The organism is Spirosoma aerolatum (assembly GCF_002056795.1).
GTDB lineage: Bacteria > Bacteroidota > Bacteroidia > Cytophagales > Spirosomataceae > Spirosoma > Spirosoma aerolatum.
The window spans coordinates 3,545,045-3,571,131 of sequence record NZ_CP020104.1; the positions used below are offsets into that span (position 1 = coordinate 3,545,045).

Consider the following 26,087-nt stretch of genomic DNA (forward strand, 5'->3'; position numbering starts at 1 on the left):
TTTTAGTTGGATAGAAGAATACCATAGAAAGGCTAGTAGTATAGGTATTATTGACAACCTTTAGCCTCTAGAATTATTTTATTATCTACTTCTTTATAAGTAGCTTCGAGGGCGGTACAAATCAATTCCAGTTTTTCCATTAACGGTTCATCCGATAAATGCGCCGTTAATTTGCAATTAGCCAGCTTATTGTAATCAAAAATGATATCAATATTGTATGCTTTTTCAAGTTCAGAAAGGACGACTGTAGCAGGGGCTTCATCAAAATTAAAGGTAAGCTTTTGAATGGGTAACCTGAGTTGTCCCGGGTTTATAGGGATAGGTTTATTGATGATAAAGTCACTCCCATTTACTTGTACTCGTTCATTTGCTTTTAGTACTAGTCCGGTAAGGGAATTATCGGTAAGTTTTTTAGACTTGTTGGGGTCATGTTGTAAAAAAACGGCAACTTTCCCCGTTTTAACGATAACCTCCATGTCGGCATTCGAGTGCTGACTTTTAATGAAAAAACTCGTCCCTAAAACTTTGGTAACTAATTCATTAGCGTAGACAAAGAAAGGCTTTTCAGGGTTTTTCTGGACCTCAAAAAAGGCTTCACCTGATAAAATAACTTCGCGTTTTGATTGATTATATCGCTTTGGGGAATAACAGATTTTACTGTTCGGTTGAAGGATAACAGAACTCTTGTCCGGTAAATTTATAAGAATAGGTAACGGAGTAACGTTGACTTTTTCGTAGATTTCACCTGTTGCGTTTTTTGTTAACTTAACAAGTTTTTCATACGTAACTGCTTTTGGTTTAGTCAATTGGTTCCAGCTGAACCAGCCAGCTACCAAAATAACCACTGCTGCGGATAGCCACTGGCCAATTCTGTAGAAATCAAATGAGTTAATGGAGGCAGTAGAAGAGTTTACAATACTGATTTCGCTAAACGGATTTTCAATAGTTTGTTGAACTTTTGAAAATCCGGATTCTACATCAAAAACATATTGTGGATGCAGCTGTTCCCATTCATCCAGATACTGATAGTATACTTCTTTATTTTGTGGATTTACAAGCCATTCTTCAACCATTTTTCGCTGAATGAATGAGCTTTTTCCATCAAAATAATCGAACAGGATTTTTTTTGTTAATGATGTATTATCCATAACTATTGTTATCAAAATCGCTTTATTACCGTGTTATATATTAACTGCAATAGAACAGGAAAATAGATAATAAATAGTGAGCTTTAAGTTCTTCTCTGATTTTAGCTAATGCCCTGCTAATAAGCCGCTCTACGGCACTTATAGTTATTCCCATTTCAGTGGCAACCTCTGCATATTTTTTACCCTCCAGCCGATTTAATTGAAAGGCTTTTTTTGCCTGCTGTGGTAAACCCTGAATGGCTATATCCAGCTTTTGACTTAATTCATGAAATTGAGTGATTTCATCAGGCCGTAAAACAGTTGTATTGTTAACATCCTGAAAGTCGATGGTACTGCTTTCGAAGGCAACATTTCGGCTTAGTTCAACTTTCAGACAATTGTGCGCCCGATTCCTGACTGATATGTATAAGTAAGCCCGATACGACATAGTAATCTGTTCGTAGGCTTTATTCTTCCAAAAGTTTGTAAATACCTCGGCTACAATGTCTTCAGCTAGTTCTTTTGAATACACATAGCGGATGGCATGGTTACAGAGATTGGTGTAGTATTTACGAAAGAGCAGCTCGAAGCCTTCCCTTGGCGACTGGTCAAAGCAATTCTTTATAAAATATTCGTCCGAAACAACTTTCGTATCTGGTGAATCCTTCGATACCCGAACGTAGTGTTTTCCAATAGCAAAATCATCGCTTTCCTGATTCGCCTGTATCATGAGTTAGTGGGTAGGCTCAATGGTCAATACTGGTTTACTGGTTCGGGCAACTGTGCATTCGGCAAGGTTATTCACCCGAAGAGTTAGGTGCCAGGGTAAGATAGAATACGGTTTAAAATATTCTAATTCAAAGACAAAGTTTTATTATTTCACCCCACACTCTGAGTGAATATTTTTTATTTTTTAGAAAGGTATCTGCTTGAAGGGCGCATTTCTGGCCATCTGCAATCAGTGAAAATCAATACAATTCACGTATCGCTGATGCGGAGGTTTGGACTTGATCAGGAAAAGATTTTTTCCTGTGTGCAGCAAAAGGGCTCGGGAAAGCCGATAATTTGTATCTGAACAGCTTGTTTTAAGCTTCGGTGAATCTCTAGCTTGTAATTCCTTATCGATTGTCAGGACGATGCGCGTCTGTGTAGAGTTGCGGACTAATACGTTTATGAGGTAGGCAATGTATTGACCTCATACCAATAAGATTTTAACATGTCGATATACGTTTTCCAATCGTCGAGGTTAGAAGGCTTGGTTGTAAAGGCAGTTGCGCCATCAGCATACGATTGCCAGACATGTTGCTGATTTTCTGAATTCGTAAGCATAATGATCGGAACCTGACCATCGAAACGTGTACGCAACTCTGGTAAAATAGTAAAGCCATCTGCATCGCTGCTCAGGGCAATGTCTAACAGAATCAACCTGGGACGCTTACCAGGATTTGTATTTAAGTAATCGAAAGTACTTGATGGAGAAGCAGTACAGATAAAAGTTGCCTCTGGAAAATGGCGTTCTGCGAGCCGTTTTAATAGCTCAAAAGTTAGTTGATCATCCTCGACAACTAATACATCAAATGATTGTTGAGTAAGCATGATTTCTTCCTGTTTAAAGGATAACGAGGAAACGATAAACAAAATTAAAAAGTTTATTCATTTAAGTGAAACATTCTTGTCGTGGTCGTCAGCCGGATAGTTAAGGCTATAGCCTGTAATTAACGTTGGGTAAATGCACCGTTTCCCACCAGTATTGACGAAGATGAGCGAAAACCTTGGACCATAGTTGTGGGTTTTGTGGTTTAATCATATAGGCTGATGCCCCTGCCTGATAGGCAGCCTGTATATCAGTTCTGGCTCCTGATCCACTGAATATGACCACCGGAATCGAACTAATGGTAGCTTCCATAGATTTAATCTGCTGGAGCAAATGAAGCCCATCATACCGGGTAGGTAAGCATAAATCGAGCATAATCAATTTCGGAAGATCCCATTCCTGCGTACTCCATTGGTTGATTTGCCGTAACGCATCTTCGGCCGTGGCAACATGCTGGAAAGCTATTTCAGGCAACGAAGACCTGAGGGCCTGTTGAATCAGTTCCCAATGGTCATTATTGCTTTCAATAACCAGAAGTTTGGCATTATTAAAATTAGTAGTGAGATGGAGTTGGCCCTGAGCAGGTTTCATAACGGCTAAAAACTGGTAACAACCAAGTAACTGAATGAATAATAAGTTGGTTATCAGTTTTTTTGTGGCAGGGGCTGATACTGGAATGTTTTAGGTATCGGTAGAAAAATGAGCGCCTGTTTTTACATATGTAAAAACAGGCGCTCATCAATTGACCCGCCATGATGAATTGTCATGATTGTTGTAAAACCAGCCTTTCTGGTTTTACAACGAGGTCTGGGGAGAAACAGCAGTTAAAAATACTCAGACAGCACCACAACGGCACTGCCTGGACAATAGAATTAATTAAAAAGCTGAACTGTAATCGGTACAAACAATGGTAGTTTCCCCGCTTTTTCATTCTTAAAAACAAAGTATACGTCATGCATACCGCTCACCGGGGAAAGTGTTGCTTTAGCCATACTGGGCTTAAAAGCATCGTTGATGTTTTTGGCCTCAGTTGTTGTAGGTAGAATCTCTTCTGTTTGACCTGTCAGTGGTCCGGTTGGTGAATCCATGTGTACCTCAATCCGGCCCCCCACTGCATTCAACCCCTGCTTGGGAGCCGCCACCGAAAATTCCATAGACTTGATACCCGTCAGGTCGAGCTGCTTAAACTGCACGTACGTATCCGATGCCATGACAATAACCAAGGGCATTTGCCCCATTTTGTAAAGCATGGTTCCTTTCGATTGCCTATCGCTAAGCCCCATTGACAGTAATGGATTTCTTAGAATGCGTATCTGCTCAGCCGATTGAGCGGGCAGGCCATTGGCTCCTTTATCTTTGTAAGAGGCCTGTAATACCAGATTTCCTTTCTGAGTCTTATCGGGAGTAAGGGTTCCTTTGGTTGGAAGTGATGGTGCAACGGTGGGCTTTTCAGAAAGAGTTAGAATATATTTCACGATCTCGCCTGCAGCCGAAGAGCTGAGTTGCGGATGAGCCGTCATAATGGCGTCTCCCCAAACACCGCCACCACCTTTTATGATTTTGTTCGACAGGCTGGCCACCGCAGTTGCATCACCTTTGTAGCGCTTAGCCACTTCGACAAATGCCGGACCAACGGATTTTTTATCAACAAAATGGCAGGACTTACAATCACTTTTTTCCATCAGCGTTTTGCCTGTTCCCAGGTAAGTAGCTTCTGAGAATTTGTGTCCGGCGGCTTCACTAGAATTACCTGACGAAGCGGTTTCATCTTGATAAGTAGCCCGGACCAATACCTGTCTGGGCTGAATTTTACCCGCCGACAGGCTTCCGTCTTCTTTGTCGCTAACATTCACCTGATAGGCAATTGGCTCACCGGGAAAATAAAAACTCTTGTTGCCTCGTATCAGATCAAGCGTTACAACCGGTGGCTGATTGCCAGCTACAAGCGCTACTTCCCGTGAGTCACTCAGTCCTTTATCGTCCTTAACTGTCAGAACAGCTTTGTATTGACCTGGTTTCTGGAAGGTAAACGAGGGATTTGGGCCATTCAGCACCGTAGGCTGACCACCTGCTTTCGCGTAGATTTTCCATTGATAGGTTAGGGCATCATTATCAAAATCTTTAGTGCCTTCTGATGAAAAGGCCACGTTCATAGGCACCGCTCCGGCTGTCTGGCTGGCCGATGCCTGAACCATTGGTTTGCGGTTGCCAGCATTATACTCAATCCGTACCAGCCGCGAATCGTCGTTTTGCACAAACCAGCCCGTTCCATACTCCAAAACATACAAATCGCCATTTGGGCCAAAGCCCATGTCGATAGGATGGCTGAAGGGCATAGTTGGTAAAAAGCGTTCGACATGAATCATGTCACCTTTGTCGTTGAAACTGGCCGACAGGATCAGGTCACGCATCCATTCGAAGAGGAACACTTTCCCGTTGTAATAATCGGGAAAAGGGCGTTTCGCGTTTTTAAAGTCCTCGGTGTAATACGCTGGACCAGCCATAGCACTTCGACCACCTGTGCCCATTACAGGAAATTTCTTACTTTCAGCGGCTGGATAAAAAATCATGGCAGGCTGAGCCGGTGGCAATTCATGCAAGCCCGTATTGTTGGGGGAGTTGTTGATGGGGTGGCCCGGATTGAATTTCTCACCTTTTTTGCCGGTGGCAAAATCGACATCATTGTAGGCTTTGTTATCACCAACGAAGTAAGGCCAGCCAAAATTTCCCGGTTTGCGAGCCTGGTTGTATTCGTCTTCGGCGGTTGGTCCAACACCGGCTGAATCGGCCCCGGCATCAGGGCCTACATCGCCCCAGTAGAGATACCCCGTGTGCTTATCTACCGAAATACGATAGGGGTTACGATGCCCCATGGTATAAATTTCAGGACGGGTTTTGGGCGTTCCTTTAGGAAACAGGTTGCCTTCTGGAATGGTATAGGAGCCGTCTGCTTCAGGATGGATACGGAGAATTTTACCCCGTAGGTCATTTGTATTGCCCGACGATTTCTGTGCATCCCAGGGGGCTCGGCCTTCCCGCTCATCAATGGGTGCATACAAGGTAGCGCGTGGGCTGGTATTATCGCCGGTTGAGAGGTAGAGATTACCAGCTCGATCCCAGTCAATTGAGCCGCCGGTATGACAGCACTGTTCACGCTGGGTAGCCACCTCCAGCATCACTTTTTTTGTGGAGAGTACCAGTTCATCACCCCTCAGTTCATAGCGAGTCAGGATATTTCGGGGAGCGCCTGGATCCGAATAGTACAGATAAACCCAGTGATTTTGGGCAAAATTCGGGTCAATGTTAATCCCAAGCAGGCCATCTTCTGCCTCTGTTTCGTTGCCTTCTTTGTCTTTATATTTAGTACTGACCGGGATGGTTGTAATGGTTTTTAGCTGTTTGGTTACCGGTGAATATAGGCGTACGGCACCATGTCGTTCGACAAGCAGCACCCGTTCATCGGGTAAGATCGTCATTTCGAGCGGTTCATTAAGCTTTTCGGCAAGCACAACCTTCGTAAAGCGATTTTCTTCAGGTCGGGGCTGGTCGCCGGAGTCCTGAATGGGCCTTGCGGAGTAAGACCATAAGCCCATAGCTAACCCGGAGAGCAGCAAAGCAGGTCGGTACGATGGACGGGGGAAATGGAAGAGTTGCATTAGGTTGGCGATTACTAAATGGTCTACGCATGCAATACTACTCTTTTTTATGTGTAAAATTTACACAATGAATGCTTTTTCCCGAAGTATTTCAAAGTTTTGACACCCCAGCCCCTGCCGATTTTCTCAGTCTTCGTTTGGTAACCGCACTTTTTTACCTGTGGAAGTGCGGTATAACCAAAATTTAAAAATGATCATTTTCTTTACTAACTTAGGATCAGTATACTACACACTATTATTTCCCTGATTGTGAACTGGTGGATTGTTTACCAAATCGGGCTAACCCTTGCCCAATTCAATAGCCCGCCTGAAGGCTATCAACTGAGTGATGAAGTCTTTTTTGCTAAGCCAATTGCGCAAAAGATAATTGCTTTAGAACACCCGGATACTGCTTTGCTGAATCTGGCCCTGTTCCAGGCAACCAATGAAGCGCGTCGGTTGGCAGGTTTGCCCGTTTTTCGGTACGATCGGTCGCTCTATCAGGCTGCCCGCAATCATGCCGAATCTATGATGCGTAATGACTATACCAGTCATGAAGATCTTTACAATCTGGAAACCATGACGTTGCTTAAGCGCATCCAAAAACAAACAAATCGATTTGGTTGGATGGCTGAAAATATTGGCCTGTATCAGACGATTGATACCCCCGAATGGTATGGTGTTCGTTTTAATAGACAGACTCGACGATACGAATATGTTGCCAGCGATACGAAAAAAGTATATCAGCCTTACAGTTATGCCAGCTATGCCCGATATGCTGTACAACAATGGTTGGAATCGCCCCATCACCGGGCCAACCTTCTAAATCCAGCGTTTACGCATGTTGGTTGTGCAGCACTCTTATCAGGACAGCCCTATGAGCAACGTAGAGCGCCTTTTGGCCGATTAGTGCAGAATTTCGGGGCTGAGCGAGGCCATGCACAGGCTCTTCGATGAATGGCTTTTTGACGCTATAAAGCAGATGTTTTCAAATAGCTGAACTCAGTACAGTACCCACATGGGCTGTAGTCTTGAAAATGTACTATAAGTTACTACTTCAAGCTAAAATTTGCGTACACTTTTCGGATTTATTCATCGAAAATGCCTACTTTGGTGGTTGACGTATGGGTATCCACTCCCAATGATAGAGTGAGGACTGCGAATGCAGTGTTGTCATAAAAGTGGGTAATTCATAAAGTCCGGCTACAATGTGGCCGGTTTTTTTGTTTAGTTCAGTACGATTTGATGCCTTTTAGTATGCTGAGTGATTAATGGTACCAGCTCCTGCCAGAAATCAAACAAAAACCAGTGCAGATGAATATAGGGCTCATCTAATGTTTGGAATCTGGCAATCATCAATCGATTAGTTTCTGAATTTGCTCTGTTCATGATTAGAAAGAGACTATAATAAATTGCCTGAAGTTCGGCCCTGCTAAATTCGTGCCCGTATGGACGAGGGAAAACGTCAGGAAACATGTTATTGTTAGCTACTAAGGTTTTTATATACTGTTTTAATAGCTCTAAACCAGGATAAACAGCCATACGTGGTTGGTTACGGTAGAAATTTCGATAAAAAATACTTCAGTATTTAGTGTCAAAAAATATATACTCGGCTACTTATGAATATAGTATGGATGGTCGAAAATAGGAATATAATAATGCAACAGAGGCTGCATTATGTCAAAATTAAGCATGATTTAGAATTAAGCTAAGGAATCTGCCGATTTCTATGAACTTCTGGTAAATAATTTTCTATGTCAAAAGGAAAAAGAAAGTCATGTCGTTAGTCGAATTAGCAGGTAAATGTCTGTAGAGCAGCGACAATAGCAGTTATGTTTAGCCTTTTAACAAACCCTCGTCTTTTAGAACTGGAAGAAATACGGCTTGTACTTTTTTACTAAGTGGCGACCAAAGTGCATCGGCTGGAACTTGTTCCTCCGTTATAATTGTCCACCCTTTACCATTATTGCGTTGGTAATAGATACCGTCAATGCGTAAAAAAAGATGCGTATTCGATTGAAAAAACAAGTCCTGATTGGGTTCCATTGGTATTGATGATATGGGTTAGATTAAGCGTTGTATGTGCTGAAAGGTAAATAGAAAAATAACACACATACACAATGAATTTAATTGCATTGTTAACTAATAACCAATGTGTTACGCCGAATAATTGATTGTACGGTACCTGTGGTAAGATAGGGTTAAAAGCCGTTACAACAAACGGGTAGGTAAACATCTCCAACTACTGAACCAACGCATTGGCAGAACAGTAATCAGCAACTTCCGCATCAATCGCTGAAATAGCAGAAAATGGAAACGGTGTATGAAGGATGAGTAGGAAATCAACGACCGCTAACCGCCGGTGGGGGCTATAGAGAAGGATACATGAGCGTCATAAATCGTTTGAATAAAGCCGTTTCAGGAGATACGGCCCCAATTACTTTCAGTTTGCTTTATGCCATCCAGGTGATTGCGGATTGGGGCGTGTTGGGGTAGGAGGAGTTCTGGATCCTCGGCGAGGATCGCTTGGGCTGAATCTCTGGCCGCTGTCAGAATAGGACCGTCTTTGGCTAGATCAGCAATCATCAGATCCATTACACCACTTTGTTGCGTGCCCGTAAGGTCGCCGGGGCCGCGCAGTTGCAGATCGACATCGGCAATCTCAAATCCATTGTTCGTACGAACCATCGTTTCGAGTCGGGTACGCGTATCACTGCTGAGTTTATAGCCAGTCATCAGAATGCAGTACGATTGTTCGGCTCCCCGCCCGACACGGCCGCGTAGCTGATGCAGTTGCGAAAGACCAAATCGCTCGGCACTCTCAATGACCATGACACTGGCATTCGGGACGTTTACACCTACTTCGATAACGGTGGTAGCAACCAGAATCTGGGTTTCATTTTTCAGAAAGCGCTTCATCTCGTCATCTTTCTCATAGGGCAACATTTTGCCATGCAGAATTCCAATCTCATACTTCGGTCGGGGAAAAGCTCGCTGCATACTTTCAAAGCCATCCATGAGGTCTTTATAGTCGAGCTTTTCCGATTCCTCAATCAACGGATATACGACGTACACCTGGCGGCCGAGTTCAATCTGCTGGCGAATAAAGCCAAACACTTCCGACCGATGTTTATCGAACTTGTGTACTGTTTTGATAGGCTTACGTCCTTTAGGTAGCTCATCGATCACCGACACATCCAGATTCCCATAAAGTGTCATGGCTAGGGTTCGCGGAATGGGCGTAGCTGTCATGACCAGGATGTGAGGAGGCACTACTTCATTTTTCCGCCAGAGTTTAGCGCGCTGTGCTACACCGAACCGATGCTGTTCATCAATAATACATAGGCCAAGATTTTTGTACTGGACTGCATCTTCGAGCAGGGCATGCGTTCCGACCAGGATATGCATTTTGCCCGACTGCAATTCGTCATGAAGTACTATCCGACGTTTCTTGTTGGTCGAACCCGTCAGGATACCGATGTTGAGGCCCATCGACTCGGCAAACGGTTTCAGTCCATTGTAATGCTGATCGGCCAGAATTTCAGTTGGGGCCATGATACAGGCTTGTGCTCCGTTGCCGATGGCTAGCAGGCAGGCAATGAAGGCAACAATCGTTTTTCCACTGCCCACATCGCCCTGCAACAGTCGATTCATCTGTTTACCCGTCAGAAAATCAGCATAGATTTCTTTGATTACCCGTTGCTGGGCAGTCGTCAACTCAAAGGGGAGGAGTTCTTTGTAAAAGTGTTTCATGAGCGAAGTATCCCGGAAAATTTGCCCCGGAAACTCCTCTTTCTGAATCAGTTTGTTTTTGATCAGCCGAAGCTGGTTGTAGAATAATTCTTCAAATTTTAACCGCCGTTGAGCTTGTTTGAGCCAGGCCTGATTTTGTGGCAAATGAATATTCCACATAGCATCCTGCTTACTAATTAGCCGAAATTGCTGAATTAGTGAATCGGGCAGGGTTTCGCGAATATATGGCCACGACTGCTCCAGCAGTATTCGCATCACTTTCCCAATGGCTTTGCTATCGAGATGACGTTTACGGAGCTTCTCTGTAAGATTGTAAACTGGGAAAAAACCTGCCTCGTGCTCTGCAGCAGTGGCTGTGTTATCTAGCTCGGGGTGGATGATGCTAAATTGTCCGTTGAACGATTGTGGTTTACCGTAGACTATATATTCCCCATCGCGTCGGAGAGTCTTTTCCAGGTAGGTAATAGCCTGAAACCAGACCAGCGTCATGGAGCCGGTTCCATCCTGAAACGTGGCGACCAGCCGTTTTTTAGGTCCTTCTCCTTCCTGATACCACTCGCGTATACGGCCTCGTATCTGCGCTGAGGGCATCGAATCCATTAACTCGCTGATTGTATAAAAGCGACTTCGGTCATCGTAACGAAAGGGGTAATACTGGATCAGATCGCCATACGTGAACAGATTTAACTCTTTGTTGAGTAATTCAGTCCGTTGGGGGCCTAATCCTTTCAGATAAAGCAGAGGGGTATCAAAAAAAGCAACACGTTCGGTCATAGCTGGCCCCATTGTGGGCGTGTACTGCACCGGTCTGGATTGATCAAAAATACAAAAAAGTCATAAGTTGTCATAAAGGGTCATTCGTAGTCATTGATTGTCATTTGTGGTCATTCATTGTTTTTCAGTAGGACTAACCTTATTCATAAAGCAACAAATGATAAAAAATGACCTTTTATTTCTCCTCCACTTTTCCCAGCCCAAAAGCAATACCTGCGTAAATATCCAGACCTCGTGGTTGAATACCGTTTGAACTGTTGCCTAATAAACCCAGTAAATTGTCGGTGCCCAGCCAGCCTGGGCCTATTCGAACAGAACCACCAGCAGTAAGGCCGCCATTCAGGTAGGCAATCGGAACCGATGCACTCACCCAGCGTGAATCGTACCGAGGGGTCACCGCGATTAAGGTAGGCTGATGAGTCGCGGTTGCGGAGGTTGATCGAACGTCCTGCAAATAAGTCAGATTAAGACCAAATCCACTGGGTAGCTGATAGTCCATTTGTAGGTTCAGAGAAGTAGGCAGTCCAACCCTGAAGGTATTGCTGTCGGGAGCTCGGCCGGTAGTCAGCTTGTTTTGAATGACTTCAACAATCGAGCCTGTGCCGCTGAGGTCATTGAAATCTTTAGTACTGAATCGTACAGGATTTGATCCCAGATCGGAATAGCTATACTCCTGGCCTTTGTAGGTTAGCCCCCCAATATCCGTTAGAGCGATACCAAGCCGTAAAGCCGGGCTGTCGGCGTCATACTGATCGACATACGTGAAGCCTAAATCAAGCCCAAAGCCTCGTCCTGGCGAAGAGGGACTAAACAGAATGGCCGGTGTCAGGCTACGATTCTGTAGAAACGTAGTGTAGGCAAGAGTGGCATCCAATTTACTTACTTCCAGTAAGTTGGTGTTTGGTATGGCTGGGTCCTGTACAATTCTATAGCTCATGCCCCGATTGATAAGCCGTTGAGCATGATAACCCAGCAGGAGCTTAGCTGTTGTTCCGAATAAAATCTTACGTCCGTCGCCTTCCACAATAGGCACCGCATAGGTTACCCCCAGTTCGGCATAGGTATTGGTACTTGCTCCAAACTTGTTGTCGGTTGTAGGAATACTATACAATCCACCTGTATTCAGGCTGGCCCGAAACGCAGATAACAATCCTTCGGATGCGCTGATTACTTGTCCAACGGCTCGAAAACGCGTTGTAAAGGCCAGCGCGGCCCCACGCTCACCTACCTGCATCAGAAACGAAGGACCACGTACTTCGCCCCAGATCGTGCCATTTTTGGGTTTTCCATCCAGCGTTTCACGTGTGTAATCTGTTTCAAAACGTATGGAGCCATCGGCGGATTTGTACTGCGCTGGGACGTTGCCTGTGATAAGCCGCAATAAAGAGAAAGGAGCTTGGTAGCGAACATAATTGTTATCCACATGACCATTGCCCGTGAAAACATTCAGGTAAAACCGGGAAGGAGAGTCGGCAGCCAGAGCAGGATTAATATAGAGCCGGTTGGTTCCACCGAAACGGCTGGTTGAAATGCCTAGTAGATTTTGTGAAAAACTGGCACCAGAAATCTGTAAGAGCAGTCCCAGTGAGAGTAAATACTTCATGTAGTGAATCAGTGAATGCAATATCGTTTGCAAAAGAAACGCAAAACCGCCATTAGGGTTAACTAATGGCGGTTATATTTTTGACTTCTTAGTCAACGGTTAGCTAACGATTGTCACCAGCATAAACAATTGACACAGGCTATGGCCCCCAAAGATCTACAACTATACGCCTTCTGCCTCTACGGTTTTTACTTCAGGTACTAATCGAGTCAATAAGTTCTCAATGCCAGCTTTGAGCGTCAACGTCGACGATGGGCAACCGCTGCATGAACCTTGAAGTAATACCTTGACGATACCCGTAGATTCATCGAACGTGTGGAAGCTGATGGCTCCTCCATCTGACTCGACTGCAGGACGAATATATTGATCCAGCACAGCCTTGATTTTTTGAACAGTTTCCGAATCCATATCCAGCTTTGTGGTGTTGGCGTCCATTGTTCGCTGTGCAAAAACGGGCTTTTGCTCACTGAAATAGTCTTTCAGAAAGAGCTTTACTTCAAACAGCACATCATCCCACTCGGTTTCGTCGTCTTTGGTAACGGTAACGAAGTTGCCTGAGATAAATACCCGACGGACAAAGTCGAACCCAAATAACGCTACGGCCAATGGCGATGCTTTTCCTTCAACCAGAGCATCCCCTGGTGTTGCATAATCGAATGAAAGCCCACTGGGCACAAGGTCGAAACTGACCACGAACTTCATCGAGTTCGGATTGGGGCTACCTTCCGTAAAAATAGATACGGGACGGCTAAGCGTAGAATTCATATGGTTTTCGGTTTACCGTACACGGTTAGTCAAAATGTCTGGACAGAAACGGTTTCTGGTTCTTTCTGTCTAACACCGACATCTTTTTTTTAGTTTTTGCCCATGAAAAAACCCGCAGGACATTTGCCGTGCGGGTCTATACATTCAGAGCAGTAAAATGAGCTTATGCTGTTACTTCTGCTACAGGAGCAACTTCAACGGCTGATGGGCCCGCTGGAATGATATCGACATACGAACGGCTGTCGCGACCAGGGCGGAATTTAACTACGCCATCAACCAGGGCGAACAACGTATAATCTTTACCCAACCCAACATTTTTACCGGGGTGGTGTTTCGTGCCACGCTGACGCACGATGATATTGCCGGCGATAGCCGACTGACCGCCGAACAACTTCACGCCCAGACGTTTGCTGATCGAATCGCGGCCGTTTTTGGAACTACCTACACCTTTCTTGTGTGCCATTTTTTTTGAAGGAGTTAGGAGCGAGGAGGGAGGAGCGAGGAGAAAACTGAATGCGTCAGCCATTCTCACTTCTCGCTCCTAACTCCTCACTACTGTTTTACAGAGTTATGTCTTCGATCAGGACTTTGGTCAGGTATTGACGGTGTCCATTTTTCTTTTTGTATCCTTTCCGACGTTTTTTCTTGAAGACGATAACTTTCTCGCCTTTCAGATGTTCGACAATTTTAGCCGATACTGTCGCTCCAGCGACGGTTGGGGCACCGACGGAAATGCTCCCTTCGTTGTCAACAAGGAGAACCTTCACCTTGTCGGAGGCAAGTGCAGCGTCCACATCGCCCTCTAACCGGTGGGTATAGATAGAACGACCTTTCTGGATCTTGAATTGCTGCCCTGCGATCTCTACGATTGCGTACATGTGTTGTGTATGAAATTGGAAATGAGGGTGCAAAGGTACTATTTTTTTTGCACAATCCAACAACTAGATTAATGTACGCGAATTTTTTGCCCTGCCCGAAGCCGTGACCCCGATATGTGGTTTTTACGCTTCAGGGCCGACACCGACATGCCATACCGATCCGCAATGGAACTCAGGGTGTCACCGGAGCGCACTTTGTGCAGAACCGTTCGTTTGAAACGAGGCTTAGAGCGAGATTCTGACGAACTTGAACGCCCTCCCCGCAGGTAATCCCATACCGATCCGGTTAACAGAAAATGGTCGGACAGGATCGTGTTTTCAGGAAAAGCATAAATGTTGAGCGGGCTAAATGGATTCCCTTCGTAGCGCGTTTCGAAGTGCAGGTGCGGGCCAGAACTTCGCCCTGTACTGCCTCCTAGGCCAATCTGGTCACCTGCTTTGATGAGCTGCCCCGTTTCGACGGTCTGTTTGGATAGGTGACCGTACAGGGTTTCAAGACCATTGTAATGCCGAATCAGCACATAGCGGCCGTAGCCATTACCATCCCAGCCAACGACCCGTACAATGCCATCGAAGGCGGCATAAACGGGGTTGCCGGTTTCCAGATCGAGATCGGTGCCCGTATGCCAGCGCCCCCAGCGAAACCCGAAATTGGAGGTCATTTTACCCTCGTTCAGCGGGGCCGACCAGTAGCGATTGGCAGGGGGATCGTATAGTTTAATATCAATCGTCTCATCGAATTCAAGCGGATCGATATTGTACGGATCAATGGTGCGGGAATCCCATACCGCGTAGTAATCGGCGATTTTAACCCATTCGTTGCCGACCAGTACAGAGTCAATCACTTCTACGACACTTGTTTCACCCTGATCAATCTGACTGGTGTCTTCGCTAACAACGGGGTTTAATTCTTTTTTTGGCTCAAACTGGTTGTTGAAGCGCAGCTGAGTGGTTTCTTGCTCAAACGGGTCGTCCGCTTTTTGCGGCTGTTCGACGACGGGTGCGTTTGGGGTTGCCCCATTTTTGGGCGTAATACGCAGGTTATTTTTAAATCGCCCACGCTCCTGGGCCTGTGCGGTCAGGGTTATGCACAGGCACCCAATGGCCAAAAGCCACTGTGTAGCGGTTCTTCTCATCTAGTTTCGATGAGTTTTCGGTTTACAGATTACGGTTTACAGTTGGCTGACGCATGTATACTGGGCAGTGAGCCAATTGTAAACCGTAATCTGTAAACCGAAAACCTGGTTTTGTTAATGAATTAAATTTCTTCTGGCTGCATTTCGAGGGTGACCAGATAACGCTCCGCATCAAGGGCTGCCATACAGCCTGTACCAGCCGCAGTAACGGCCTGACGATAGATGTTATCCTGTGCGTCGCCACAAGCAAAAACGCCGGGTATATTGGTTCGGGTGCTTCCCTTTTCGGTCAAAATGTAGCCATTATCGTCCAAATCGATAAACTCCCGGAAAATGTCAGTATTTGGTTTGTGACCGATGGCCACGAAAAAGCCCGTAACATTCAGAATGGACTCTTCACCTGTTTCGGTATTTTTAATTCGAACCCCCTCCACATCTTCATCCCCCAGAATTTCTTCGGTTACTGAATTGTAGAGTACTTCGATGTTGTGCGCCGTTTTTACCCGCTGTTGCATGAACTTGGACGCCCGCATTTCATCCCGTCGGACCAGCATATACACCTTGCGGCATAAATTGGCCAGATAGCTCGCTTCTTCGGCAGCTGTGTCGCCCGCTCCAACGATGGCTACGTCCTGCCCCCGGAAGAAGAAGCCATCACAGACAGCACAGGCAGATACCCCCCGGCCATTGAGCCGCATTTCAGAGGGCAAACCGAGCCATTTAGCAGTGGCACCGGTTGAAATAATAACTGAATCGGCCGTGATTTCATACTTATCATCAACGGTAATGCGGTGCGGGTTCCCCGGACCAGGCTGCTCCATAAATTCGACTTTGGTCACCATGCCATAGCGGATGTCGGTGCCAAACCGACGAGCCTGCGCTTCCAGATCCTGCATCATTTGGGGACCTTGCACGCCATTGGGGTATCCTGGAAAATTATCGACTTCTGTAGTAATGGTGAGTTGTCCGCCGGGTTGAGCGCCCTGAAACAGAACGGGTTGCAGATTTGCTCGGGATGCGTAAATAGCTGCCGTATAACCGGCCGGACCAGAACCTATAATTAAGCACTTAACGTGTTCGGGTGTCATTGTAGTGGGAATGTGTTGTCTGGTAACTAAAAATACCCCCTCCCAAAAAGCGGGGGTATCTGGACAACATACACAAAATTGAAAAAAATCCCGCAGGAAAGCAAAGGAATGAAATGCATGACGTATGATGTAGGATATATAGCTCTCTCATCTACTACATCATACGTCATACATCCTATATCCTACATTTTAAAGTACTTTCCATTCAATTCGTCGGTTGAGTCGTCGGTTTTCGTCGGTTGTGTTCGGAACGAGGGGTCTGGTTTTGCCGTAGCCGACGGCCCGTATTCGATTGGTTTCGATACCCGACTGCGTAAGATAAGTCACAACGGCCTGAGCTCGCTTTTGGGATAGTATCAGGTTGGCTGCCGGATCTCCTTTGTCGTCGGTATGGCCTGAAATCTCAACTTTTACCCCTGGATTAGCCTGTAAAAATGCCGCCAGTCGGGCTAGTTCCGTACGCGATTTATCGGCCAGATCGTATCGCCCTGATTCGAAAAATAAGTTGTTCAGGGTTTCATTGGCTGTTGCTCCGGTTGTTACGGGCTCTAAGGGTACTACCATCGATAAGCCTTCCCCTTTCGTTTTTTGTGTGAAATCGAAGGATAGGCTTTTGAACAGATAGCCGGACTGACTGACATATAAGGCATACTCACCACCACTCGGCAGCACAGCTGTGTACTGACCCGTTTGGGCGTCAGCCTGTACCCGCGAGACAACCTGGTTGGTTTTTAAATCAATAAGTTCGACGGTAGCGGGCAGCGGTTTTTTCGTTTTGGCGTCGGCAATAGTTCCCTTTAAATAGCTGACGGGTTTGATCCGTTCGCGCAGGGATTCGGGCAATTCGAAGGTATAAAGCCTGGATTTCTGGGAAACGCCATCTTTCTGCTCTTCAAAGGAATAGTAGGCGCGAGTGCCATTGGCCGACACAAAAAGCGAAGCCTGATCTTCCGAATTATTGATCGGGTAACCCAGATTGGTGGGCGCAGTCCAGCCAGACGGGCCGTTATCCGCAACAAACAGGTCATATCCGCCCATACCTATATGCCCCTCCGAGGCAAAAAACAGGCTTTGGCCATTGGGGTGAATAAACGGGGATGCTTCATTGGATGCGGTGTTGACCGGCTCACCCAGATTGACCGGCTCTGTCCATTCGCCGTTGGCATCCCGATCACTGCGCCAGATGTCGCGACGACCTTTGCCGCCTGGTCGGTCCGAAACGAAATAGAGTTGTCGCCCATCGGCTGAGAGCGCCGGTTGGGATTCGTAATAACGGGTATTGATGGTAGCCCCTAAATTTTCAGGACTCGACCAGTCGTTGCCGGTTTTGTGGCTCAAATACAAGTCGCAACTGCCAAATCCCTTACGACCCTGGCAGGCGGTAAACACAAGGGTCCGCCCATCGGCCGACAGACTGGCAGTCCCTTCATTTTCGGGGGTATTGATACTGCTCGCCAATGAGGTAGGAGGGGACCAGGTTTCGCCGTTGAAAGTCGCCGTCATCAGGTCTTCGTCGCCTTCGGGTTTCAGAGCCGTAAAGACCAGCGTTTGTTCATCGGCAGTCAACACAGGAAAGTATTGCGAAGGGGTTGTTTGCAGAACCGAGGATAGGGGTTTAGGGTCGACAGTCTGTGGGTGTTGCATGGATTCCTGACCGAAACGGGCAGTTTCTAGCTGACGGGCAATTCGTTTGGCCTGTGCCGACTGGGGGGCAAACAGCGTCTGGAATTTTTCGAGATAGGGGATGGCTTCGGTATAACGCCCTAGTCGGAGTAACGTATTACTTAATGCCTGATAAGCCGATCCTGAAGCCGGGTTATCGGGTTGGAGTCGGACGGCATTCCGGTAAGCGGCCAGGGCAGGATCGTAGTGCCTGGTGAATTCGTACAACTGGCCGAGTTTCAGGTAGGCATCGGTAAAGCTTGGGTCTTCCTTTACTGCCTGTTCCATAAAGGGAATGGCATCAGCTGCTTTCCGCTCGCTGAACAATCGGATGGATTGATCGTAAAGCTCCTTCGCCTTTTTGGTTTGCGCGTGGAGAAGAGTGCATGGAGCCAGGAGCAGGGCGATCAGTAGGACGTATGGAATGACAGGATTAGAGAACCGTTGGCACCATACCCTACGCGTTCTGCCCCATGGCTTTAGGGAATATCCATGTATTTGTGCGTCTGCAACGAGATTTGCCATTGCGGATTATTTTTTACGTAATCAACGATAAGAGGCAGCATTTCATTGGAACGACTCCACTCTGTTTGCAAAAAGAGTTTACAATCGGGTCGTAAAAACGGCACGAAGGACTCGGCAAACGCGAAATCGGACGCGTTGTAAATGATTACTTTAAGCTCGTCGGCTTTGGCGAAAATCGCTGGGTTGGGCTTTTTAAACTTTTTGGGTGAAAAACAAACCCAGTCCCACGAACCCGTAACGGCCTGACAAACCCCCGATGTTTCAATATTGGTGCGGAAACCTGCTGCCTGTAAGGTGGCTGTTAGTTCCGTAAGGTCGTGCATAAGCGGTTCTCCCCCGGTAATAACGGCCATCCGACCTGGGTACTGCAAAGCGCCTGCCAGAATTGTATCGACCGACAGTTTTGGGTGGGCGTCGGCATCCCACGATTCTTTGACGTCGCACCAGTGGCAGCCGACGTCGCACCCACCGAGCCGGATAAAATAAGCGGCCCGACCCGTATGCGCTCCTTCGCCCTGAAGGGTGTAGAACGCTTCCATGACGGGGAGAGTCATTTCGATGTTGTTATCAGGAGTTATCGGTTGTTTCTGTTCTGCTAGCATAGTACAAAGATACGAAGGTTCGGTTGAATGGTTATTTTTGTCACTATGCTTCAAACCGTAACAACATTCATGAATCGGCCAATTGCCGAAGATTTCAGCTTTAAGGCCCAGATTTGGCAGTCGATTCAGACGGGTATTTACGTGTTTCTATTTGTTTATTTTTTTGGCGGCTCATCGTTTGGTGGACCGAACCGGGTAGGAGTGCTCACCTTATTTGGGGCCGGTTGTACGGTGTCAACCCTGTTTGCAAATTGGCTTGTTCCAACCCTGCTCAGTCGGATTTACGATGAAGATCGCTGGGTCGTGTGGAAATACATTCTTCACACCTTCTTCGTTTTGTTTTGCATCAGCCTGGGTAATCAACTCCTGCTTGTGCTTACCCAAAATGACTATCCGTCGTTTTGGCAGATGTATCTGATTGTGACGTTGATTGGTTTTTTTCCAATTATCAGTAGCGTGTTTGTATCGGAGCGTCGTCGGCTAAAACGGAATCTGGCACAGGCGCAGGAGCTTAATCGTCAACTGACCCAGCGAGCCGGGCTACCACCGACAGACTACTTACCCTCCCAGCAGACCAATGCAAAAATGGCTCCCGTAGTTGAGAAGCCAATCCTATTGAGTTCTGAAAATGGCAAAGAGCGACTGTCTCTTCAGCCTGAGCAGTTGTTGTATGTTGAGTCGGTCGGTAATTATGTTGATGTGTATTGGCTTAACCGGAATGAATGTCAGAAAACGGTTCTGCGAAGTACGCTCAAAGAGGTGGCCGATATACTTAGCATTTATCCCCAGTTTTTTCGGTGCCATCGGGCATTTTTGGTGAACTTGAAAATGGTTAATCAGACCGAAGGCAATGCGCGTGGGTATCAGTTAACACTAAATGGGGTTTCACCAAAAATTCCAGTGTCTCGCACATATCTCGATGCATTTGATGCCCGGATGAACGAGATTCTATAAGTTTCCTGATTGTCCCAGTTCTTCCCAACTATCCCTAAAGCTACCCATTTATCCCCCTACAGAAACGGCCATCCCTGGCTATTGCAAGGGTATCTCTGGTGATTCAGTTTTGTGTCTGTCAATCGGAACTAAAGATAGAATCGCTATGCTGAATACACTAAAAATTACCCGCTCACACATTGCCGAGGTTAACTGGAAATCGGTTAGTGTTTTTTACCTGCTGGCCTGTGCATTGTCATATGGTCTGCATTTTTTACCTAACCTAAACAAAGGTATCCTGCCCGTTCATAATGTATTTACGTATGGCATGGGTCCGTTGCTGGCAGCGGTGTCCTGTCGGTTTCTATTTCCTCAGGCACCGCGTACAATTTCTGTTTTCGGCTCTGCACCGCTAAAAACCATTCTATTCGTACTAACGCCTATCCTGCTTTCTGTAGTGCTTGGTGTACCAAGCAAAGCGGGTCAGAATAGCCATGTGTTCGGTCTGCTTCTGGGTATATCGGGTGTGCTTTACGGATTTGGGGAAGAGATGGGCTGGCGTGGCTATTTGCAGGATGCACTTCGCCCATTGCCTACGCTTTACCGGGCCATTCTGATCGGTGTTATGCACGCAGGCTGGCATTTGACCTTCATGCCCGATTTGTCGGGAATCAGTGGTGGGCAAACGAATGCACTAATGGTGGTTGGCGTGTTGATTCTGATGGCCTGGGGACTGGGCGCGTTGGTCGACACTACCAAGGCGGTTTTGGTCGTTGCCTGTGCCCACGAACTGATGAACATCGCCGTTCATCCGGTGGCGCTCGCAGTTACGTTATTGGTTTGGATTGGGCTGGTGCGAAACTGGTCGAAACAACTCCCGCGATTTAAGAATTTTCTTTTTACCTTTGTGTCATGATTTCAAAACGGGACACTCATTCGCCTTTCCGACATCGTCGGCACCATCATGGCTGCTAATCAGGCACCTCAATACGTCGTTGTATCCCCGTTTTCCTGTATGTTTGCCCCCTGATTTTCCGGCCGCACGCTTTATGAAAAAGAAGCTTGCGGGATATTGCCTCAAAACAAACGTATTACGGGATGTATGGGCCAGCTCATACATCCTACCTCATACATCCTACATCGATTAATGTCTTCTGTATTACGAATTGCCTTGCAAAAATCGGGTCGGCTGAGCGAAGATTCGTATCAGCTTTTTAAAGAGTGTGGTATCCGTTTCGACTATGGTACCGGCAAACTCAAATCGGTTTCGTCCAACTTCCCGGCCGAGTTTCTTTTTTTACGTGATGACGATATTCCCGGCTACGTCGAAGATGGTGTCGCTGATCTGGGCATCGTGGGTGAGAATGTTGCGGTCGAAATGGGCCGTCAGGTGCAAACGATCCATAAACTTGGGTTTTCCAAATGCCGGTTGTCCATCGCTGTACCGCGCGGTACCGACTGGACGGGAATTCAGTGCCTGGAAGGAAAGAATATTGCAACCTCGTATCCGAATCTTCTGGGAAGTTATCTGAACGAACAGGGCGTTCGGGCCGAAATTCACGAGATTAGTGGATCGGTCGAAATTGCACCCAGTATCGGGTTGGCCGAGGCTGTCTGCGATATTGTTAGTTCGGGAAGTACACTACTCAGTAATGGCCTCAAAGAAGTGGAAACCATCTTTCGTTCGGAAGCCATTCTGATTGCTCCAAATGAACTAAATGAGGAAAAACAGGAACTTGTCGATAAGCTGCTCTTCCGCATCAAAGCGGTACAGGTGGCTAAGAATAATAAGTACATTGTCCTGAATGCACCGAACGATTCACTGAATCAGATTACAGCCCTGCTTCCTGGGATGAAAAGCCCGACCGTTACCCCATTGGCTACTGAAGGCTGGAGTTCGGTCCATTCGGTGCTGAATGAAAATGAATTCTGGGAAAATATCGAAGCCATCCGGGCCGCTGGTGCCGAAGGTATACTCGTGATTCCGATAGAGAAAATGATTTATTAACATTAAGTAGCTAGGAGTGAGGAGCGAGGAGTGAGAATGGCTGACGCATTCATCTAGTACTGCATCGTCATTCTCACTCCTCGCTCCTCCCTCCTCCCTCCTAAAAAATGAATATCATTCCGTTTCCCGCCCGTACTGAATGGTCTGCTTTGCTGGCCCGTCCAGTGCAATCGACCCAGCAGATCGAAGCGGCTGTGGCACCGATTCTGGCTCAGGTAAAAGCTGAAGGCGATTCGGCTTTGCTGGCGCTGGCGCAAAAATTTGACAAGGTTGAGCTGACTACGGCGCAACTGCGTGTCGATAGTGTCGAGTTGGAGGCTGCCGAAGCCCAGCTAAGCGATGAGCTAAAAACGGCGATCCGGCAGGCGTATCAAAACATCCGCCTGTTTCATGAAAAGCAGAAACAGCCTGTTGAGAAGATCGAAACAATGCCCGGAGTTACATGCTGGCGCAAGAGTGTGGGTATCGAAAAAGTTGGGTTGTATATTCCAGGAGGAACGGCTCCCCTGTTTAGTACGGTGCTGATGCTGGGAATACCGGCTCAACTGGCTGGTTGCCGGGAAGTTGTGCTGTGTACGCCAAGCAACCATCCGGCTATCTATTTCGCGGCCAAACTGGTGGGTGTTACGAAAGTATTTCGGATTGGTGGCGCTCAGGCTATTGCGGCTATGGCCTACGGAACCGAGTCTATTCCTCAGGTGTACAAGGTTTTTGGCCCAGGCAATCAGTATGTTACAGCCGCTAAAATGTTGGTGGCTAAAGAGGGAATGGCGATCGATATGCCGGCCGGGCCGAGCGAAGTGGCCGTATATGCCGATGATTCGGCGGTTCCGTCGTTTGTAGCGGCTGATCTGCTTTCGCAGGCCGAACACGGAGCCGATAGCCAGGTGCTTCTGGTGTCGACGAGTAAAAAACTCCTGGCGAGTGTCAATCTGACCTTATCAACCCAGCTTGGTCGATTACCCCGGCAGGAAATGGCGGCTAAAGCGCTGGAAAATAGCAAGATGATTCTGGTCGAAAATCAGGCAGATGCCATTGACTTACTGAATCAATATGCTGCCGAACACCTTATTCTGAGTGTTGAGAATGCAGAAGAAGTGGCCAACCAGATTGTGAATGCAGGCTCGATTTTTCTTGGGAACTATACCCCCGAATCGGCGGGCGATTATGCATCAGGAACCAACCATACCCTACCGACCAATGGGTTTGCGCGGGCGTACAGTGGCGTATCGCTGGACAGTTTTGTGAAGAAAATTACAGTACAGTACATAACGCCTGCCGGATTGCAACGGGTTGGGCCCGTCGTGGAAGCGATGGCCGAGGCCGAATCACTGGAGGCTCATAAACGAGCGGTGAGCCTGCGACTGGCCAGTCTGGACGAAACGAATCTGGTTTGATTTCGTTATTTTGCTAAAAAACAGGGTAGATTATGGAACAGATACTTATAGAAGTCGGAACCGTACAAGACAAAGAGTTACTTCTTGCCCTGCTTCCACGATTGAATGCACGGGTTGTTGATCCGCAGAGTGATAAAGAAAAAAAGCAGCATTTCTAAAAGTAATGGAGGATATTGCTGCACGAGGGGGTGTTGGTGATTCATTTGGCGATCCATCTGAGTGGCAACGGGACTAATCGACAATCAACCTATTCTGACAAACAATGTAGCCGACTTTTCGGACATCGACGGGCTACAGCTTATTGCCTTGTCCGACATCGTAAACTCATGAAACACCTCGCTGATCTTCTGCTCTTGGGCGATCCGCGCCTGTATGAAACCTGTGAGCCGGTACTGGAATCGGAGTTGCCCTTGGTGGCGGGTTGGGTAGTCGACCTGCACCATGTAATGGAAGAAATCAGGGCAAAGTACCAGTTTGGACGGGGGATTGCCGCTCCGCAACTGGGCATTATGAAACGACTGATCTATCTGAATGTCGACCGGCCTCAGGTGATCATCAATCCTGAACTGATCGCCCTCAGCGACGATATGGGTGAGCTTTGGGACGATTGCATGAGTTTTCCAAACTTACTGGTCCGGGTCCGCCGACATCGAAACCTAACGATGCTGTACCGTGATGAACACTGGCAATCCCATACATGGGAGGTAAGTGATTGGGCCCTGTCGGAGCTGATTCAGCATGAATACGACCATCTGAATGGAGTATTGTGTACGATGCGGGCCATTGACGAACAGGCATTTCGCTGGCGACCAACTCCCACTCTTTAATTCGACTAATTTTTATGTTTAATCTGAATAACTTTCTTCGCCCACATATTCTCTCGTTGACGCCTTATTCATCGGCTCGCGACGAGTATACGGGTACGATCGGCGTGTTTCTGGATGCTAATGAAAACCCAATTGGCTCGACGACCAATGCCGGTGATTACAACCGCTATCCTGACCCCCACCAATGGGCAATCAAGCAGCGATTGGCACCAATTAAAGGTGTTCGAGTGGAGCAGATTTTTCTGGGAAACGGTTCCGATGAACCCATCGATCTGTTAGTGCGGGCTACCTGTGTACCCGGCAAGGATAACATACTGATTATGCCGCCTACCTATGGGATGTACGAGGTGTCGGCAGCCGTGAATGATGTCGCCCTGATCAAAGTGCCGCTCACGCCCGATTATCAGGTCGATACGGAGGCTGTGCTGGCAGCTATTACAGAGAATACGAAGCTGATCTGGTTGTGTTCGCCCAACAATCCGTCGGGTAATCTGCTACAGGCCGATGCCATCCGTCGGATTCTGGAAGCAGCCGACCATTCGCTGGTGATTGTCGATGAGGCTTATATCGATTTCGCTAATACGCCTTCCTGGACAACCCAACTGGATACCTATCCGAATCTGGTGGTATTGCAAACTTTCTCGAAAGCCTGGGGACTAGCAGCTTTGCGGCTGGGTATGTGCTTTGCGTCGGAAGAGTTGATTCAGATCCTAAACAAGATTAAACCTCCGTACAATATTTCGGCACCTACGCAGGCACTGGCACTGGAAGCGCTCTTGCAGGCATCAAGAAAGGACGAAATGGTCGCTCAAATTTTGAGCGACAGGCAGGTTTTGGCCGAAAAACTACGTTCTTTGCCCTCCGTACGGATAGTCCATCCATCCGATGCCAACTTCCTGCTCGTTCAGTTTGACGATGCCAAACAGGTGTTCGACTATCTGATCGAACAACAGGTTATTGTTCGTGATCGGTCGAAGGTGAAGCTCTGCGAAGGCTGCCTGCGCATTTCGGTTGGTACACACGAGGAAAACGAACGGCTGCTTGAGGTGCTTTGGCAAATGAATGGTAACCCTATTCTATCGGAGCTTCCAGTTATAAACGGCTAAGGCGCCACCAAACCTGAATTGGTGGCAAATACCTGATTGTTTAATGCATAAGCTGGTTACGTGGATGGGTTTCGATAGTCTAAGAGTGATTAATGCTGGCTCTATGAGAAAATCGTTGCTGTTAACAAGTCTGACCCTCCTGGGGTTTCTAATGCAGGTCAATAAGGTCTGCGCACAGTATAACAACTGGTCGTTGGGGTTCCGAATTGGGGAGCCTTCCGGGATAAACGTCCGTAAATATTTTGGAAACAATCATGCCTTCGACCTGAATATCGGAACGTATGGTGGCATTTACGGAACGAACCGAAGCTATCGTTCGGGCGATTATAAGACCGTCGGTCTGTCGATTCAGGGGCACTACTTATGGCATACGGCCCTTACCAAAAGTGAGAGCATCCGGGCATACTATGGTTTCGGCGGTCAAATAAATAACCGTCGGTATTATCCAGACTATCTGGCTGGTCAGTCCGTTAATTATGTGAAAGGCAATATTTCGCTGGGCGGGTCGGGTATTGGGGGCATCGAGTTTTTTCCTCCCAGCAAACCCTATTCGTTCTTTCTGGAAACCGGCGCTTATGTCGAACTCCTTCAGGCTCCCTTCTTCCTGAGTTTAAATACAGGATTGGGATTGCGGTATAATTTTTAAAGTAGTGAGGAGCGAGGAGTGAGGAGTG

The 26,087-nt window shown here is 47.1% G+C and carries 25 protein-coding genes; 9 read left to right on the top strand and 16 right to left on the bottom strand.

Annotated elements, in window-relative coordinates:
- Positions 1 to 47: 47 nt before the first annotated feature.
- The 5 genes from B5M13_RS14265 to B5M13_RS14285 form a co-directional block, all read right to left on the bottom strand.
- The gene (locus B5M13_RS14265; protein ID WP_080056320.1) at positions 48 to 1,148 is read right to left on the bottom strand and encodes a FecR family protein; all 1,101 of its coding nucleotides are present in this window, start codon (positions 1,146 to 1,148) and stop codon (positions 48 to 50) included.
- Between the two features lie 40 nt (positions 1,149 to 1,188).
- Positions 1,189 to 1,857, bottom strand: a complete 669-nt coding sequence (locus B5M13_RS14270) for an RNA polymerase sigma-70 factor (RefSeq protein WP_080056321.1) — start codon at positions 1,855 to 1,857, stop codon at positions 1,189 to 1,191.
- Positions 1,858 to 2,297: 440 nt separating this feature from the next.
- Positions 2,298 to 2,723: a response regulator gene (locus B5M13_RS14275; RefSeq protein ID WP_080056322.1), complete on the bottom strand. Its 426-nt coding sequence runs from the start codon at positions 2,721 to 2,723 to the stop codon at positions 2,298 to 2,300.
- 106 nt (positions 2,724 to 2,829) lie between these two features.
- Positions 2,830 to 3,312 (bottom strand): response regulator, encoded by a 483-nt coding sequence (locus B5M13_RS14280; RefSeq protein WP_080056323.1) that lies wholly within the window; start codon positions 3,310 to 3,312, stop codon positions 2,830 to 2,832.
- 281 nt (positions 3,313 to 3,593) lie between these two features.
- On the bottom strand, positions 3,594 to 6,377 hold the full coding sequence (locus tag B5M13_RS14285; RefSeq protein ID WP_245860003.1) for a PQQ-dependent sugar dehydrogenase: 2,784 nt from the start codon (positions 6,375 to 6,377) through the stop codon (positions 3,594 to 3,596).
- Between the two features lie 249 nt (positions 6,378 to 6,626).
- Here B5M13_RS14285 and B5M13_RS14290 point away from each other — a divergent pair, with 249 nt between their 5' ends.
- Complete coding sequence (locus B5M13_RS14290) at positions 6,627 to 7,313, top strand: CAP domain-containing protein (RefSeq protein WP_170061133.1); 687 nt, start codon at positions 6,627 to 6,629, stop codon at positions 7,311 to 7,313.
- Positions 7,314 to 7,583: 270 nt separating this feature from the next.
- Here B5M13_RS14290 and B5M13_RS14295 read toward each other — a convergent pair whose 3' ends face one another.
- From B5M13_RS14295 to B5M13_RS14345, 11 genes are all read right to left on the bottom strand, one after another.
- Positions 7,584 to 7,898: a hypothetical protein gene (locus B5M13_RS14295; RefSeq protein WP_080056325.1), complete on the bottom strand. Its 315-nt coding sequence runs from the start codon at positions 7,896 to 7,898 to the stop codon at positions 7,584 to 7,586.
- A gap of 294 nt (positions 7,899 to 8,192) precedes the next feature.
- Positions 8,193 to 8,402 carry a hypothetical protein gene (locus tag B5M13_RS14300; protein ID WP_080056326.1) on the bottom strand — a complete coding sequence of 70 codons (210 nt, stop codon included), beginning with the start codon at positions 8,400 to 8,402 and terminating at the stop codon, positions 8,193 to 8,195.
- A gap of 372 nt (positions 8,403 to 8,774) precedes the next feature.
- Positions 8,775 to 10,883, bottom strand: coding sequence for an ATP-dependent DNA helicase RecG (gene recG, locus B5M13_RS14305; RefSeq protein ID WP_080059926.1), 2,109 nt, complete (start codon positions 10,881 to 10,883; stop codon positions 8,775 to 8,777).
- Between the two features lie 175 nt (positions 10,884 to 11,058).
- Entirely contained in the window at positions 11,059 to 12,486 is a 1,428-nt protein-coding gene (locus B5M13_RS14310) for a DUF5723 family protein (protein ID WP_080056327.1), read from the bottom strand.
- A 162-nt stretch (positions 12,487 to 12,648) separates the two neighbouring features.
- Positions 12,649 to 13,251 carry a NifU family protein gene (locus B5M13_RS14315; RefSeq protein ID WP_080056328.1) on the bottom strand — a complete coding sequence of 201 codons (603 nt, stop codon included), beginning with the start codon at positions 13,249 to 13,251 and terminating at the stop codon, positions 12,649 to 12,651.
- Between the two features lie 163 nt (positions 13,252 to 13,414).
- Complete coding sequence (gene rpmA / locus B5M13_RS14320; protein WP_080056329.1) at positions 13,415 to 13,714, bottom strand: 50S ribosomal protein L27; 300 nt, start codon at positions 13,712 to 13,714, stop codon at positions 13,415 to 13,417.
- A gap of 97 nt (positions 13,715 to 13,811) precedes the next feature.
- Entirely contained in the window at positions 13,812 to 14,129 is a 318-nt protein-coding gene (rplU, locus tag B5M13_RS14325; protein ID WP_020595800.1) for a 50S ribosomal protein L21, read from the bottom strand.
- A 68-nt stretch (positions 14,130 to 14,197) separates the two neighbouring features.
- Positions 14,198 to 15,265, bottom strand: a complete 1,068-nt coding sequence (locus B5M13_RS14330) for a peptidoglycan DD-metalloendopeptidase family protein (protein WP_080056330.1) — start codon at positions 15,263 to 15,265, stop codon at positions 14,198 to 14,200.
- Between the two features lie 122 nt (positions 15,266 to 15,387).
- Positions 15,388 to 16,353: a thioredoxin-disulfide reductase gene (gene trxB / locus B5M13_RS14335; protein ID WP_080056331.1), complete on the bottom strand. Its 966-nt coding sequence runs from the start codon at positions 16,351 to 16,353 to the stop codon at positions 15,388 to 15,390.
- 189 nt (positions 16,354 to 16,542) lie between these two features.
- Positions 16,543 to 18,540 carry an OmpA family protein gene (locus tag B5M13_RS14340; RefSeq protein WP_080056332.1) on the bottom strand — a complete coding sequence of 666 codons (1,998 nt, stop codon included), beginning with the start codon at positions 18,538 to 18,540 and terminating at the stop codon, positions 16,543 to 16,545.
- Positions 18,495 to 19,142: a 7-carboxy-7-deazaguanine synthase QueE gene (locus B5M13_RS14345; protein ID WP_080056333.1), complete on the bottom strand. Its 648-nt coding sequence runs from the start codon at positions 19,140 to 19,142 to the stop codon at positions 18,495 to 18,497. Before B5M13_RS14345 ends, B5M13_RS14340 begins: the two co-directional genes overlap by 46 nt.
- Positions 19,143 to 19,211: 69 nt before the next feature.
- Between B5M13_RS14345 and B5M13_RS14350 the strand changes: the two genes are divergently transcribed.
- From B5M13_RS14350 to B5M13_RS14385, 8 genes are all read left to right on the top strand, one after another.
- Positions 19,212 to 20,096, top strand: coding sequence for a LytR/AlgR family response regulator transcription factor (locus tag B5M13_RS14350; RefSeq protein WP_245860005.1), 885 nt, complete (start codon positions 19,212 to 19,214; stop codon positions 20,094 to 20,096).
- A gap of 145 nt (positions 20,097 to 20,241) precedes the next feature.
- Positions 20,242 to 20,991, top strand: coding sequence for a CPBP family intramembrane glutamic endopeptidase (locus B5M13_RS14355; RefSeq protein WP_080056335.1), 750 nt, complete (start codon positions 20,242 to 20,244; stop codon positions 20,989 to 20,991).
- Between the two features lie 231 nt (positions 20,992 to 21,222).
- Complete coding sequence (hisG, locus tag B5M13_RS14365; RefSeq protein WP_080056337.1) at positions 21,223 to 22,083, top strand: ATP phosphoribosyltransferase; 861 nt, start codon at positions 21,223 to 21,225, stop codon at positions 22,081 to 22,083.
- A gap of 107 nt (positions 22,084 to 22,190) precedes the next feature.
- Positions 22,191 to 23,480: a histidinol dehydrogenase gene (gene hisD / locus B5M13_RS14370; protein WP_080056338.1), complete on the top strand. Its 1,290-nt coding sequence runs from the start codon at positions 22,191 to 22,193 to the stop codon at positions 23,478 to 23,480.
- Between the two features lie 32 nt (positions 23,481 to 23,512).
- Positions 23,513 to 23,638, top strand: coding sequence for a hypothetical protein (locus tag B5M13_RS34425; protein WP_262508078.1), 126 nt, complete (start codon positions 23,513 to 23,515; stop codon positions 23,636 to 23,638).
- Positions 23,639 to 23,806: 168 nt separating this feature from the next.
- Complete coding sequence (locus B5M13_RS14375) at positions 23,807 to 24,307, top strand: peptide deformylase (protein ID WP_080056339.1); 501 nt, start codon at positions 23,807 to 23,809, stop codon at positions 24,305 to 24,307.
- A gap of 14 nt (positions 24,308 to 24,321) precedes the next feature.
- Positions 24,322 to 25,413, top strand: coding sequence for a histidinol-phosphate transaminase (hisC, locus tag B5M13_RS14380; RefSeq protein ID WP_080056340.1), 1,092 nt, complete (start codon positions 24,322 to 24,324; stop codon positions 25,411 to 25,413).
- Between the two features lie 103 nt (positions 25,414 to 25,516).
- Positions 25,517 to 26,059 (top strand): hypothetical protein, encoded by a 543-nt coding sequence (locus B5M13_RS14385; protein WP_080059927.1) that lies wholly within the window; start codon positions 25,517 to 25,519, stop codon positions 26,057 to 26,059.
- The last annotated feature ends 28 nt before the right edge of the window (positions 26,060 to 26,087 follow it).

Excerpts from the sequence above, each read along its gene's own strand:
- B5M13_RS14385 (WP_080059927.1), top strand. The coding sequence starts at position 25,517 with ATGAGAAAATCGTTGCTGTTAACAAGTCTGACCCTCCTGGGGTTTCTA.
- B5M13_RS14295 (WP_080056325.1), bottom strand. The coding sequence starts at position 7,898 with ATGGCTGTTTATCCTGGTTTAGAGCTATTAAAACAGTATATAAAAACC.
- B5M13_RS14270 (WP_080056321.1), bottom strand. The coding sequence starts at position 1,857 with ATGATACAGGCGAATCAGGAAAGCGATGATTTTGCTATTGGAAAACAC.
- B5M13_RS14350 (WP_245860005.1), top strand. The coding sequence starts at position 19,212 with ATGAATCGGCCAATTGCCGAAGATTTCAGCTTTAAGGCCCAGATTTGG.
- B5M13_RS14375 (WP_080056339.1), top strand. The coding sequence starts at position 23,807 with ATGAAACACCTCGCTGATCTTCTGCTCTTGGGCGATCCGCGCCTGTAT.
- rplU (WP_020595800.1), bottom strand. The coding sequence starts at position 14,129 with ATGTACGCAATCGTAGAGATCGCAGGGCAGCAATTCAAGATCCAGAAA.
- B5M13_RS14300 (WP_080056326.1), bottom strand. The coding sequence starts at position 8,402 with ATGGAACCCAATCAGGACTTGTTTTTTCAATCGAATACGCATCTTTTT.
- B5M13_RS14265 (WP_080056320.1), bottom strand. The coding sequence starts at position 1,148 with ATGGATAATACATCATTAACAAAAAAAATCCTGTTCGATTATTTTGAT.
- B5M13_RS14340 (WP_080056332.1), bottom strand. The coding sequence starts at position 18,540 with ATGGCAAATCTCGTTGCAGACGCACAAATACATGGATATTCCCTAAAG.
- trxB (WP_080056331.1), bottom strand. The coding sequence starts at position 16,353 with ATGACACCCGAACACGTTAAGTGCTTAATTATAGGTTCTGGTCCGGCC.
- hisC (WP_080056340.1), top strand. The coding sequence starts at position 24,322 with ATGTTTAATCTGAATAACTTTCTTCGCCCACATATTCTCTCGTTGACG.
- B5M13_RS14345 (WP_080056333.1), bottom strand. The coding sequence starts at position 19,142 with ATGCTAGCAGAACAGAAACAACCGATAACTCCTGATAACAACATCGAA.
- hisG (WP_080056337.1), top strand. The coding sequence starts at position 21,223 with ATGTCTTCTGTATTACGAATTGCCTTGCAAAAATCGGGTCGGCTGAGC.
- B5M13_RS14310 (WP_080056327.1), bottom strand. The coding sequence starts at position 12,486 with ATGAAGTATTTACTCTCACTGGGACTGCTCTTACAGATTTCTGGTGCC.
- recG (WP_080059926.1), bottom strand. The coding sequence starts at position 10,883 with ATGACCGAACGTGTTGCTTTTTTTGATACCCCTCTGCTTTATCTGAAA.
- hisD (WP_080056338.1), top strand. The coding sequence starts at position 22,191 with ATGAATATCATTCCGTTTCCCGCCCGTACTGAATGGTCTGCTTTGCTG.
- B5M13_RS14285 (WP_245860003.1), bottom strand. The coding sequence starts at position 6,377 with ATGCAACTCTTCCATTTCCCCCGTCCATCGTACCGACCTGCTTTGCTG.
- B5M13_RS14315 (WP_080056328.1), bottom strand. The coding sequence starts at position 13,251 with ATGAATTCTACGCTTAGCCGTCCCGTATCTATTTTTACGGAAGGTAGC.
- B5M13_RS34425 (WP_262508078.1), top strand. The coding sequence starts at position 23,513 with ATGGAACAGATACTTATAGAAGTCGGAACCGTACAAGACAAAGAGTTA.
- rpmA (WP_080056329.1), bottom strand. The coding sequence starts at position 13,714 with ATGGCACACAAGAAAGGTGTAGGTAGTTCCAAAAACGGCCGCGATTCG.
- B5M13_RS14275 (WP_080056322.1), bottom strand. The coding sequence starts at position 2,723 with ATGCTTACTCAACAATCATTTGATGTATTAGTTGTCGAGGATGATCAA.
- B5M13_RS14355 (WP_080056335.1), top strand. The coding sequence starts at position 20,242 with ATGCTGAATACACTAAAAATTACCCGCTCACACATTGCCGAGGTTAAC.
- B5M13_RS14330 (WP_080056330.1), bottom strand. The coding sequence starts at position 15,265 with ATGAGAAGAACCGCTACACAGTGGCTTTTGGCCATTGGGTGCCTGTGC.
- B5M13_RS14280 (WP_080056323.1), bottom strand. The coding sequence starts at position 3,312 with ATGAAACCTGCTCAGGGCCAACTCCATCTCACTACTAATTTTAATAAT.